This window comes from Microbacterium sp. Bi121 (assembly GCF_918698005.1).
In the GTDB taxonomy this organism is placed as follows: domain Bacteria; phylum Actinomycetota; class Actinomycetes; order Actinomycetales; family Microbacteriaceae; genus Microbacterium.
The window spans coordinates 48,479-60,043 of sequence record NZ_CAKKLJ010000003.1; the positions used below are offsets into that span (position 1 = coordinate 48,479).

At 69.4% G+C, this 11,565-nt stretch carries 10 protein-coding genes; 8 read left to right on the plus strand and 2 right to left on the minus strand.

Features of this window, described 5'->3' with window-relative positions; all coding sequences use genetic code 11:
• The first annotated feature begins 1 nt into the window (after nucleotide 1).
• The 7 genes from LQZ87_RS05145 to LQZ87_RS05175 are packed head-to-tail and all read left to right on the plus strand — an operon-like array spanning nucleotide 2 to nucleotide 9,042.
• Nucleotides 2-2,050, plus strand: a complete 2,049-nt coding sequence (locus LQZ87_RS05145; protein ID WP_230102397.1) for a dipeptide/oligopeptide/nickel ABC transporter permease/ATP-binding protein — start codon at nucleotides 2-4, stop codon at nucleotides 2,048-2,050.
• A complete protein-coding gene (locus LQZ87_RS05150) occupies nucleotides 2,047-2,847 on the plus strand; it encodes an ABC transporter ATP-binding protein (protein WP_230102398.1) in 801 nt (266 codons plus the stop codon). Before LQZ87_RS05145 ends, LQZ87_RS05150 begins: the two co-directional genes overlap by 4 nt.
• Before the next feature lie 57 nt (nucleotides 2,848-2,904).
• Entirely contained in the window at nucleotides 2,905-3,846 is a 942-nt protein-coding gene (locus LQZ87_RS05155; RefSeq protein WP_230102399.1) for a dihydrodipicolinate synthase family protein, read from the plus strand.
• A 12-nt stretch (nucleotides 3,847-3,858) separates the two neighbouring features.
• On the plus strand, nucleotides 3,859-4,809 hold the full coding sequence (locus LQZ87_RS05160; RefSeq protein WP_230102400.1) for an ROK family protein: 951 nt from the start codon (nucleotides 3,859-3,861) through the stop codon (nucleotides 4,807-4,809).
• Nucleotides 4,806-5,525: a putative N-acetylmannosamine-6-phosphate 2-epimerase gene (locus LQZ87_RS05165; protein ID WP_230102401.1), complete on the plus strand. Its 720-nt coding sequence runs from the start codon at nucleotides 4,806-4,808 to the stop codon at nucleotides 5,523-5,525. Before LQZ87_RS05160 ends, LQZ87_RS05165 begins: the two co-directional genes overlap by 4 nt.
• Nucleotides 5,522-6,445, plus strand: coding sequence for a DUF4862 family protein (locus LQZ87_RS05170; RefSeq protein WP_230102402.1), 924 nt, complete (start codon nucleotides 5,522-5,524; stop codon nucleotides 6,443-6,445). Before LQZ87_RS05165 ends, LQZ87_RS05170 begins: the two co-directional genes overlap by 4 nt.
• A 41-nt stretch (nucleotides 6,446-6,486) precedes the next feature.
• The gene (locus tag LQZ87_RS05175) at nucleotides 6,487-9,042 is read left to right on the plus strand and encodes an exo-alpha-sialidase (protein WP_230102403.1); all 2,556 of its coding nucleotides are present in this window, start codon (nucleotides 6,487-6,489) and stop codon (nucleotides 9,040-9,042) included.
• 61 nt (nucleotides 9,043-9,103) lie between these two features.
• Here the strand turns inward: LQZ87_RS05175 and LQZ87_RS05180 are convergent, their stop codons facing one another.
• Both LQZ87_RS05180 and LQZ87_RS05185 read right to left on the minus strand, forming a co-directional pair.
• Nucleotides 9,104-10,153, minus strand: a complete 1,050-nt coding sequence (locus tag LQZ87_RS05180) for an NAD(P)-dependent alcohol dehydrogenase (RefSeq protein WP_230102404.1) — start codon at nucleotides 10,151-10,153, stop codon at nucleotides 9,104-9,106.
• A gap of 47 nt (nucleotides 10,154-10,200) precedes the next feature.
• Complete coding sequence (locus LQZ87_RS05185) at nucleotides 10,201-11,001, minus strand: alpha/beta hydrolase (protein WP_230102405.1); 801 nt, start codon at nucleotides 10,999-11,001, stop codon at nucleotides 10,201-10,203.
• Between the two features lie 146 nt (nucleotides 11,002-11,147).
• Between LQZ87_RS05185 and LQZ87_RS05190 the strand changes: the two genes are divergently transcribed.
• On the plus strand, nucleotides 11,148-11,549 hold the full coding sequence (locus tag LQZ87_RS05190) for a hypothetical protein (RefSeq protein ID WP_230102406.1): 402 nt from the start codon (nucleotides 11,148-11,150) through the stop codon (nucleotides 11,547-11,549).
• Nucleotides 11,550-11,565 lie beyond the last annotated feature (16 nt).

Genomic DNA, 11,565 nt, shown 5'->3' on the forward strand with positions numbered 1-11,565 from the left:
CATGCGACGCAGACTCACTGAGCGACTCTCAGCACCGGGCCTCCGCTTCGGCCGGCTCTCCATCGGATCCCTGATCTGCATCGCCATCCTCGCGGTCATCGCGCCGGCGGCGATCCTCGCCCCGCTCGTCACCGGATACGACCCGCTCGCGTCCGGCCCGCCAGTGCAGGCACCGAGCGGAGAGCACTGGTTCGGCACCGACCGCCAGGGCCGCGACATCTTCTCGCGCCTCGTCTACGGCGCTCGCTACTCGCTGGTGATCGGCCTGGGCGCCACACTGGTCGCGCTGGCCGCGGCCTGCGTGCTCGGTACCATCGCAGCCACCGCGCCGAAGTGGATCTCCGAGACCCTGATGCGCGTCATGGACGTCATCATGTCCTTCCCCGGCATCGCGCTCGCCGCGGTCTTCGTCGCCGTGTTCGGCCGGTCGCTTCCCGTGCTCGTGCTGACGATCGCATTCCTCTACGTGCCGCAACTGACGCGCATCGTGCGCGCGAACATCCTCGATCAGTACGGCGAGGACTACGTGTCAGCGGTCCGCGTCATGGGCGCAGGCACTCCGCGCATCATCGTCAAGCACGTCGCCCGCAACGCGATGGCCCCCGTGCTCGTGTTCGCCACGATCCTCGTCGCCGACGCGATCGTGTTCGAGGCATCGCTGTCGTTCCTGCAGGCCGGCGTGCCCGACCCCGAGCCCAGCTGGGGCAACGTGATCGCAGCCGGTCGCAATCTGCTCATGTCCGGCGCATGGTGGGCGACGTTCTTCCCCGGCATCCTGATCATGATCACGGTGCTGTGCCTGAACATCCTCTCCGAGGGCATGACCGACGCGATGGTCTCGCCTCGTGCTCGCAAGATCACGGCGGATGCGGCGAACACCGAGGAGTCCACGCACGACCTCGAGCTGGCCGACCGTGACGACACCAACGTCATCCCCACGGTCGACACCGCCGTGAACCTGTCGGTTCCGAGCGGCGTACCCGATGCGCTCACGCCGCAGGCCCCGGCCGTTCCGCTCGAAGAGCGTCTCGCCCTGTTGCGCACCCGCGAGCTCGGTCGCACCGACCGACTCGTCTACACCGGCGACGACGCACCGCTGCTCGAGGTGCAGGACCTCTGCATCTCCTTCCCCAGGCACGGCGACGTCGACGTGGTCGATCACGTCAGCTTCAGCGTGCGCCCCGGCGAGACGATGTCGCTGGTCGGCGAGTCCGGCTGCGGCAAGTCGATCACTTCGCTGGCGATCATGGGTCTGCTCGACCCGAAGGCCGACATCCGCGGCCGGATCATGTTCGACGGCAAGGACCTGCTGACCATGTCGCCGAAGGGGCGCAACGCGCTGCGCGGCCATGACATCGCGATGATCTACCAGGATGCGCTGAGCTCGCTGAACCCGGCCATGCTCATCCGCTCGCAGATGAAGCAGCTGACCAAGCGCGGCGGAACCCGCACGGCGGAGGAGCTCCTCGAGCTCGTCGGCCTCGACCCCGTCCGCACACTGGCCTCGTACCCGCACGAGCTCTCCGGTGGCCAGCGCCAGCGCGTGCTGATCGCCATGGCGCTGACCCGCAACCCGCGCCTGGTGATCGCCGACGAGCCGACCACGGCACTGGATGTCACCGTCCAGGCGCAGGTCGTCGAGTTGCTCATGCGACTGCAGAAGGAGCTCGGGTTCGCGCTGGTGTTCGTCTCGCACGATCTCGCGCTCGTCGCCGAGCTCACGCACCGTATCACCGTGATGTACGCCGGTCAGGTCGTCGAACAGGGCACCACCCGCGACGTGCTCACGCAGCCTGTGCACGAGTACACGCAGGGGCTGCTCGGCGCCGTGCTCTCGATCGAGGCGGGCTCCGACCGGCTGCACCAGGTCGCCGGCGTCGTGCCGTCGCCGAAGGACTTCCCCGCGGGCGATCGATTCGCGCCCCGGTCGTCCGACCCGGCCCGATACGCCGGAGTCACCCCGGTGCGTCGGACCATTCCCGGAACTGAGCACTCATATTCCGCGCATCCGGACGATGCGCAGGTCGAACCGATCGGAGCAGGACGATGAGCGAACCCGTCATCGAGCTCAAGGACGTCCACGTCCGCTACCGCACGCGCGCCTCGACGCTCTTCAAGCGCCAGTACGTGGATGCTCTCGCCGGGGTCTCGCTCACGGTCAAGCGCGGCGAGACGCTCGGCATCGTCGGTGAGTCCGGCTCGGGCAAGTCGACGTCGGCGAAGGTCCTCATCGGCCTCGAGAAGCCGACCAGCGGCCAGGTCGTGTTCGGGGGCGAGCCGGTGCGCTCGTTCAGCCCGGCGGTTCGGAAGCGCCTCGGACGCATTCTGTCCGTCGTCTTCCAGGACCCTGCGACGGCGCTCAACGCGAGGATGACGGTGCGCGATGCGCTGCTCGATCCGCTGCAGGTGCACCGGATGGGCTCGCCCGCCTCCCGCTCGCGGAAGGTGCGCGATCTGATCGGGCTCGTAGGGCTCCCGGCATCCGCTCTTGACGCCCTGCCCGGCCAGCTCTCCGGCGGCCAGCGCCAGCGCGTGGCGATCGCCCGTGCACTCGTGCTCGACCCCGAGGTGATCATCGCCGACGAGCCGACCAGCGCGCTCGACGTCTCGGTGCGCGCGCAGATCCTCAACCTGCTGACAGACCTCAAGGAGCAGCTCGGCCTCGGAATGGTGTTCATCTCGCATGACATCCAGACCGTGCGCTACCTCTCCGACGAGATCGCGGTGATGAACAAGGGCAAGGTCGTGGAGTTCGGCGACGCGGCTCGCGTGTTCGAGAACCCCGCGGACGACTACACGCGGACGCTTCTCGGCGCCGCCCCCTCCCTCCTCGAATCCACTCGCTGACTCACGACCTCACTCACGACCTCATTCACGACCTCACGAATACGACCGGAAATCATCATGACCGCTGCATCCCCCGCCTTCACGGGCATCGTCCCCCCTGTCGCCACCCCGCTGCTGCCCGACCACACGGTCGATCACGCATCTCTCACGCGCCTGGTCGAGTACCTCGTCGACGCGGGTGTCGCCGGCCTCTTCGCCCTCGGCTCGACCGGTGAGACCGCGTACTTCACCGACGACGAGCGCGTCGCCATCCTCCGCACGATCGCGGCGGCGAACAACGGCCGCGTGCCGATCATCGCCGGCGCGATCGAGCTCACCGCACCGCGCATCATCGAGACGGCCCGCCGCCTCGTGGATGCCGGTGCCGATGCCATCGTCACCACCGCACCGCTGTACACGCTGAACTCGCAGGCCGAGATCGCCGATCACTTCCGCACCATCGCCGCCGCGATCGACGCCCCGCTGTGGGCGTACGACGTGCCGGTGCGCGTGCACAAGAAGCTCGACCTCGAGCTGCTGATCCAGCTGGGAACCGAGGGTGTCATCCAGGGCATCAAGGACTCGTCCGGCGACGACGTCGGATTCCGCCGGCTCATCGCCGCCAACGAGGCCGCCGGCCGTCCGCTGCAGGTTCTGACCGGCCACGAGATGGTCGTCGACGCGATGCTGCTCGCCGGTGCCGACGGCGTCGTCCCCGGCGTCGCGAACGTCGAGGCCGAGGGCTACGTCCGTCTGTTCGAGGCGGCGAAACGCGGCGACTGGGATGCTGCGCGCAACGAGCAGGAGCGGATCAACCGCATGTTCGACATCGTCTTCCAGCCGACTGGGCTCTCCGGAGACGCGACCGGCGTCGGCGCGTTCAAGGCTGCCATGCAGGCCCGCGGACTCATCGATCACGCGACGATGGCGAACACGGTCACCCCGCTGGACGACGCGACGGTCGAGAAGGTCCGCACGGTCCTCGCCGGCGTGGGACTGCTGCCGGTCCCGGCCGCGTAAGGTCCACCGCTGATGCCCGAGGTCGTGCTCGCCGTCGACATCGGCGGCACCAAGACAGCTGCGGCGCTCGCCGACCGCGACGACGTGCTGCTGGCGACGCTCGTCGCGCCGAGTCGCGCCGCTGAGAGTCCGGATGCCGTCGTCGAGACTGTTCGCGGGCTCGCCGAGCGGCTGCTGGATGCTGAAGATGTTGCGTCGGGCATGAGGACGACCCTGGCCGGCGTCGGCATCGGCACAGCCGGCGTCGTGGATGCCACGACCGGCGTGATCGTCTCCTCGACGGACACGTTCGCGAACTGGCCGGGCACCCGCGTCGCCGAGCGGGTACGTGCGGCCCTTGCCGACCGACTGGCCGACGGTGCCCCCGTCGCGGTGCAGAACGACGTCGACGCGCACGCAGCCGGAGAGTTCGCGCACGGCGCGGCGGCCGGAGCATCCAGCGCTCTCGTCGTCGCGGTCGGCACCGGCATCGGTTCCGGCGTGATCATCGACGGGCGCCCTGTGCGCGGCGCCCACCACGTCGGCGGCGAGCTCGCCCACGTGCCGATCCGCGGCGCCGAACACCTGGGCTGTCCCTGCGGACGCGCCGGACACCTCGAGGCCATCGGCGGCGGCATCGGCCTGCACCAGCACTATCTGTCGCTCGGCGGCGACCGCACCGTGACCGACACCCGCGGCGTCGCAGGGGCCGCCGCTTCCGGCGACGCCGTCGCGGCGCAGGCGATCGCCGACTCCGCCGCGGCCGTCGGGCGCACCCTCGCGGGAGCGGCGGCCCTCATCGACCCGGAGCGCATCGTCATCACCGGCGGCGTGCCGCAGATCGGCGACGCCTGGTGGCAGCCGATGCTCTCCGCCTACCGTGCCGAGGCGATCGACGCACTGCAGAACACCCCGATCCTGCCGGGCGCGCTCGGCGATGATGCGCCGCTGCGCGGCGCCGCGGCATCCGCCTGGAGGAAATGATGCGATTCACCGACACCCTCGACCGCCTCGGCGGCGGCCTCATCGTCTCGGCGCAGGCCTACCCGGGTGAGGCGATGCGCGACCCGCGCACCATGGCGCAGGTCGCCGCGGCCGCCGTCACCGGAGGAGCGGTCGGCATCCGCCTGCAGGGCATCGCCGACATCCGCGCCGCCGCCGACCTCCCCGTACCGATCGTGGGTCTGTGGAAGGACGGCGAGGCCGACGTGTTCATCACGCCCACACTCGAGCACGCGATCGCCGTGGTGGACGCCGGAGCCGACATCGTCGCCATCGACGGCACCCAGCGGACGCGTCCGGATGGCCTGACGCTCGCCGAGACGATCGCCGGAATCCGTGCGCACTGTGCTGAAACATACGGTGCTGAGACAGGCCGCGACGCCCTGATCATGGCCGACTGCGGATCGCTCGACGACGCGGTCGCCGCTGAGGAGGCGGGTGCCGACATCCTCGGCACGACGCTCTCCGGATACACGGGGGAGCGCCCGAAGACCGACGGACCCGACCTCGAGCTCATCTCGCTGATCGCCGAGCGCTGCACGAAACCGATCTGCGCCGAGGGCCGCATCCACACGCCGGCGCACGCCGCCGCGGCGATCACCGCCGGTGCGTTCACGGTCTGCGTCGGCACCGCGATCACGCATCCATCGACCATCACGTCGTGGTTCGCGGCTGCCGTGAACGGCGCCCGTTCGTGACGGCCCCGGTTCTCGTCAGCGCGTACCCCGTTTCGCCGGCGTTCGCCTCGTGGGATCCTGACCTCGAGGGCGAGCTGCTGCCCGCGATCTGCGCGCTGGACGGCGTCGCGGGGCTGGAGATCCCGTGGCTCGGCGGCATCCACAAGTTCGATGACGACTGGTTCCTCGCGAACGTGCCCGCCGTGCCGCTCGCCGTCACGCCGATCCCGTTCGTGATGGGGCGGCTCGGCAAGGATGCCGCGTACGGCATCGCATCGACGTCGGATGCCGGACGCCGGGCCGCGCTCGCGGACCTGCGCCGGGTGGCCGCTGACGTCGCCCGACTGTCCGACGAGAGCCCCGCCTCGGTGGCGGCCGTCATGCTGTACAGCGCTCCTCGCGCTCTGCAGGGTTCGGCCGAGGCTCTCGCCCGCTCGCTCGACGAGATCGTCGGCTGGAACTGGCGCGGCGCGCAGCTCGTCATCGAGCACTGCGACGCGTTCGTCGGCGGGCAGGAGCCGGAGAAGGGCTTCCTCGCGGTCGAGGACGAGCTCACGGCGATCGACGCCTCGGAGACCCCCGTCGGCATGTGGCTCAACTGGGGCCGATCGGCGATCGAGCTGCGAGAAGCGGATGCCGTCACCGACCAGATCGCCCGGGTCGCGGCATCCGGGCGCCTGGCCGGGCTCGCCCTCTCGGGTGCGGCCGCGCTGGAGAGTCCGTACGGCTACCCGTGGATCGACGCGCATCTGCCGATCCGCTCGACCTTCCCCGAGTCGCAGTCCCTGCTCGACGACGCGCACGTCGCCGCAGCGCTCGCCGCAGCCGGCGATGCCCCGTGGCTGGGCCTGAAGGTCGCCCGCCGCCCCGACGACACGACCGCCGCAGCCGCCCTTCGCACGGTCGAGCGCAACCTCGAGGTGGTCCGCACCTCGTCCTGAGTCCCCCAGTAAGAAATCGGCACGAACAGAAAGGCCTGTCCATGCACGACACCCCTACGCGCTCTCCCCGGCGCTTCTGGCAGTGGGGCGCGGCATCCGCCCTCGCCATCGCCCTCGCGATTCCCACCACGACGGCGTACGCGACGCCGACCCCCGACTACCTCGCCGACCCAACCGCCGCGCCCGGCGACTATACGGAGGTGAACCTCGCAGCCGACCGGACAGCGGAGGACTTCTTCTACCGCATCCCCGCCCTCGCCCACCTCGGAAACGGCCTTCTGCTGGCGGCGTGGGACGCGCGCCCGGGCAGCGCCGCGGACGCGCCGAACCCGAACTCGATCATCCAGCGCCGCTCTGCCGACAACGGGCGCACCTGGAGTGATCTTCACATCATCGCCGCCGGCCACACCGGCACCGCGAAGTACGGGTACTCCGATCCGAGCTACGTCGTCGACCACGAGACAGGGCGCGTGTTCGCATTCTTCGTCTACTCGAAGGATCAGAGCTTCCAGAACGGCGGGTACGGCAACGACGACGCGGATCGGCAGATCACCAGCGCGGCCGTCATCCAGTCTGACGACCAGGGACTCACGTGGAGCGAGCCGCGACTCATCACGGATGTCACCAAACCCGCGAACGGCACCACCAGCGGCGGGGTGTACACGCCCGTAGCCGGTGACGTGAAGGGCATGTTCGCCACTTCGGGTGAGGGCATCCAACTGCGCTACGGCGCGCACGCCGGGCGCCTCATCCAGCAGTACGCGGGAACGGTGCTCCAGCCGAACGGCAGCACGGCCATCCAGTCGTACTCGGTGTACTCCGACGACAACGGCGCGACCTGGCAGCGCGGCGCATATGTCGGAACGGGCATGGACGAGAACAAGGTCGTCGAGCTCTCAGACGGCCGGGTCATGCTGAACTCCCGCGACAGCTCCAACGGCCGCCTGCGCAAGGTCGCGATCTCGACCGATGGCGGAGCGACCTATGGTCCGGTCACCGCCGACACCGAGCTCCCGGATCCGACGAACAACGCGTCGATCACGCGCCTTCACCCCGAGGCGCCGGCGGGGACCGCGGATGCGCGCAAGCTCATCTTCACGAACGCGAACAACGGCGCGAACGGCGACCGCGAGAACGGCGCAGTGCGCCTGTCCTGCGACGACGGCGAGACCTGGCCCGGGCTGCGGACACTCGAGACCGGGTTCTTCGCGTACTCGTCGGCGACCGCGCTCGACGAGGGCCGCATCGGTGTTCTCTGGGAGGGCAACTACACCGACAGCATCCGCTTCTCGTCGTTCGACGAGGCGTGGCTGAACGCCGTGTGTGCTCCGCTGTCCGTCCCGGCGACGTCGCTCGCGCCGTCCGTGGCGACGAGCGTTCCGGTGACGGTGACGAACCAGGAAGACACAACTCTCACCGGCTCGGTGTCGCTGTTTACGCCGTCCGGATGGTCGGCGTCGGATGCTGCGATCGAAGGCCTCGCGCCGGGTGAGAGCACCACTGTGGAGGTGAGCGTGACCGCTCCGGCATCGGCAGCGGGCACGCAGCGGCTGCAGGCCGCGTTCACGGCACAGGACGGTCGCGTGAGCCAGACGACCGCAGTGTTCGAGCTTCCCCCGGCTCCGACCGTCATCGGTGCCACGATCACGGGTGCTCGCACCGACACCGCTCGTGATCTCGCCACCCAGCCGTACACGGCTGGGGAGCAGGTGCCGTATGCGTTCCGCGTGGACAGCACGTCGACGATGACGACGTCGGTGGTGCCGACCACCGGCGACTTCGCGCCGTTCTTGCCGCCGGGAGCCGGCAACTGCCGCTTCCTCACGCTCGCCGCAGGGGCCGGGTACACCTGCGCGACACCGAAGCACGCCGTCACGGCCGATGACATCGCCCGCGGCTACTTCGTCGCAGACACGACCTGGACGGTCTCGGCATCCGGTCAGCCGACCAAGACGATCGAGGTCGCCGGTGGCGAGGTCGACGTGGTCGCCCGCGACCCGCGCCTGACCGTCGAGGTGACCGGCGACTGGAACGACGCGGACGACAACGGTCTCGCCACGGCAGGCGAGACCGTCACGTGGAACCGCGCCGTGCGCAACACCGGCAACGTGACGCTCACAGGTGTCACCGTCGGCGGCGCCGAGATCGGCACCCTCGCGTCAGGTGCGAGTGCGGCTCTCGAGGCGGAGACGACCACGCTCACGACCGCCGACATCGCCGCAGGAACTGTGAGCGCGGCATCCGTCGAGGCGAGCGCATCGAACGGGAAGCTCGCCGCCGACGTCTCGGTCGAGGCCAGCGCCGTCGAGTTGTCGACTGCCGCGGCCTGGAACACGCGAACCGCCTACGGCCAGGGTGACCACGTCACGTACGACGGCCGCCTGTGGATGGCGTCGTGGTGGACGAAGGCGCAGAAGCCCGGCGACCCGAACGGCCCCTGGCAGGAGATCGCCGTGGATGCCGAGGGCCGCACGGTCTGGACGCCTACGCGCATCTTCGACAAGGATGACGAGGTCGTCCACGACGGCACCGGGTACACCGCGAAGTGGTGGACCCGGAACCAGCAGCCCGGGCTTGCGAACGGGCCCTGGAAGTAGCATCCGGAACCAGCAGAGGGGTGCAGCCGACCGAGTCGACTGCACCCCTCTGCTGCCGGCGTCAGACCTTCAAGGTCTCGATGTCGATCACGAACCGGTAGCGGACATCGGATGCCAGCACCCTGGCCCATGCATCATTGACCTGATCGGCAGAGGTGATCTCGACCTCGGGGGCGATGCCGTGCTCGGCGCAGAAGTCGAGCATCTCCTGGGTCTCGGCGATGCCGCCGATGTTGGAGCCGGCGAACGAGCGGCGGCGGCCGATCAGCGTTCCGGCGCGGACGCTCATCGCCTCCGGCGGGGCGCCGACGTTGACCATCGTCCCGTTCAGTGCGAGCAGCCTCAGGTGCGCGTCGAGGTCGATCGCGGCCGAGACGGAGTTGATGATCAGGTCGAAGCTGTTCCGCAGCGTGCGGAACGTCTCCGGGTCCTGCGTCGCGAAGTAGTGGTCGGCGCCGAGCCTCAGGGCGTCGTCCCGCTTCGAGTCCGAACGCGAGAGCACGGTGACCTCGGCGCCCATGGCGTGCGCGATCTTGACGGCCATGTGGCCGAGGCCGCCCAGGCCGATCACGGCGACCTTCTTGCCGGGGCCGGCGTTCCAGTGGCGCAGCGGCGAATACGTGGTGATGCCTGCGCACAGCAGGGGAGCGGCCTTCTCGTACGGGATCGCCTCGGGAACGCGCAGCACGAAGTCCTCGGTCACGACGACGGAGGTGGCGTAGCCGCCCTGCGTGATGGTGCCGTCGACGTCCTTCGCGCCGTAGGTTCCGATCGCGCCGCTCTCGCAGTACTGCTCCTCGCCGGCGGCGCAACTCGCGCATTCGCCGCAGGAGTTCACGAGGCATCCGACGCCGACGCGGTTACCGACCGCGAACTTCGTGACGTCCGATCCGACCTCGGCGACTGCGCCGACGATCTCGTGCCCGACCGTCAGCGGGTAGTGCTGCGGACCCCAGTCGCCGTTCACCGTGTGGATGTCGGAGTGGCAGATGCCGGCCCAGCGGATGTCGATGCGGACGTCCTTCGGCCCGACATCACGGCGTTCGACGCTGCCGGTGAAGAGGGCCTCGGTGGCTGAGGGTGCGACGATGGCGGGGATCACAGTTGGCATGATCCGAGCGTAGACCGCTCTCCCGGGGTTGGGCTCGTTGAAGCGGGTCAGGCGCGGCCGAGGAACTCCAGCGCAGCATCCTTGAACGCGCGCGACCCCGGCGCGTTGAAGTGGTGACGGCCGGGGATCTCGAAGAACGTCCCTTCGGGCGCCGCCTCCGCCAGGGTTCGGGAGCCGGCGATGATGGCATCCTCCGATCCGGTGGCGAACAGGATCGGTCTGGTCGGCGCGTTCGCCGGGTCCGGGTCGACGGTCCGCGTCCTGCGCATTCCCTCAGCCAGCGCGACGAGCGAACGGAGATCGTTGCCCGGCACCCGCTCCGTGAGAGCGATGTAGTTCTGCGTCGCCTGATCCGTCACCGGCGTGCCGTCGTCCGCGTACGCGCGCACCTGGTCGAGGTCGAGTCGCTCCAGAGGGATGCCGTCCGGCACGCCGCCCAGCACGGCACGGTCGATGCGCTGCGGAAGATCGCGCACGACCTCCCAGCCCACGCGGGCGCCCAGCGAGTACCCGACGTAGAAGGCTTCTTCCACGAGGTAGGTGTCCATGACCGTCTCGACGTCCCCGACGAGGGTGCGGATCGCGTAGGCATCCGGTTCATGCGGCTTGTCGCTGTTGCCGTGCCCGCGCTGGTCGAGGGCGAGCACTCGGTAGCCGGCGCGCGTGAGCTCTCGCACCCAGCCGGTGAGCACCCAGTTGTCGCGCACGTTCGAGGCGAAGCCGTGGACGATCACCACGACCGGCGCATCGAACTCGCCCCACGTGTAGGTCGCCAACCGGGTTCCGTCGGCGGCGTAGACGAGCTGCGGATCCGGCATCCGCGTGAGTTCGGAGAGAGGGACAGCCACATCTCCATCATGGTCCTCCTGGCGCGACCTCACGCTTCTTGGACCCGTTTCAATAACATCATCCTTCCGATGGATGCGGATGTCCGCGGTCGTGCGTACCGTTGAATCAGATAGTCGACCGGGGGGTCAGGATGTCAACGATCGGAATGGTTAGAGACCTTGCAGAGTTCTTCCTGTGGGTCGGCATCTCAGGGGCAGGCATCGCTCTCGTCTGCGCGATCGTGGCTCTGGTCGCACTCGCGTTCGGTGCCGCCGGGATCGCGGGCGGAGCATCCGCCGCATGGATCGGCGGGGCGCTGCTGAGCCTCACGTCCGGGTTCTCGGGGCAGTGGATTCCTGCGTTCGCCGCAGTCGGCGGCCTCATCGCGGCTCTCGTGCTCGGCGGTCTCGCGCGCCCGCTCGTCAGGGCGTTCCAGGCACGGCCGACGCCGCAGCGTCCAGAGGTAACGGCATCCGTCACGCTGCCCGCGCCGGCCGCGGTTTCGTCAGCGAAGCCGGCGCCGCGAATCGTCGGCGTGCGCACTGTCGCTTCCGAATCGATTCGATAGACTGGGCGCTCGCCGA

Bases quoted from the DNA above. Each gene is read 5' to 3' on its own strand.
- LQZ87_RS05180 (WP_230102404.1), bottom strand. From the start codon at position 10,153: ATGCCAACTGTGATCCCCGCCATCGTCGCACCCTCAGCCACCGAGGCC.
- LQZ87_RS05160 (WP_230102400.1), top strand. From the start codon at position 3,859: ATGCCCGAGGTCGTGCTCGCCGTCGACATCGGCGGCACCAAGACAGCT.
- LQZ87_RS05175 (WP_230102403.1), top strand. From the start codon at position 6,487: ATGCACGACACCCCTACGCGCTCTCCCCGGCGCTTCTGGCAGTGGGGC.
- LQZ87_RS05190 (WP_230102406.1), top strand. From the start codon at position 11,148: ATGGTTAGAGACCTTGCAGAGTTCTTCCTGTGGGTCGGCATCTCAGGG.
- LQZ87_RS05155 (WP_230102399.1), top strand. From the start codon at position 2,905: ATGACCGCTGCATCCCCCGCCTTCACGGGCATCGTCCCCCCTGTCGCC.
- LQZ87_RS05165 (WP_230102401.1), top strand. From the start codon at position 4,806: ATGATGCGATTCACCGACACCCTCGACCGCCTCGGCGGCGGCCTCATC.
- LQZ87_RS05145 (WP_230102397.1), top strand. From the start codon at position 2: ATGCGACGCAGACTCACTGAGCGACTCTCAGCACCGGGCCTCCGCTTC.
- LQZ87_RS05150 (WP_230102398.1), top strand. From the start codon at position 2,047: ATGAGCGAACCCGTCATCGAGCTCAAGGACGTCCACGTCCGCTACCGC.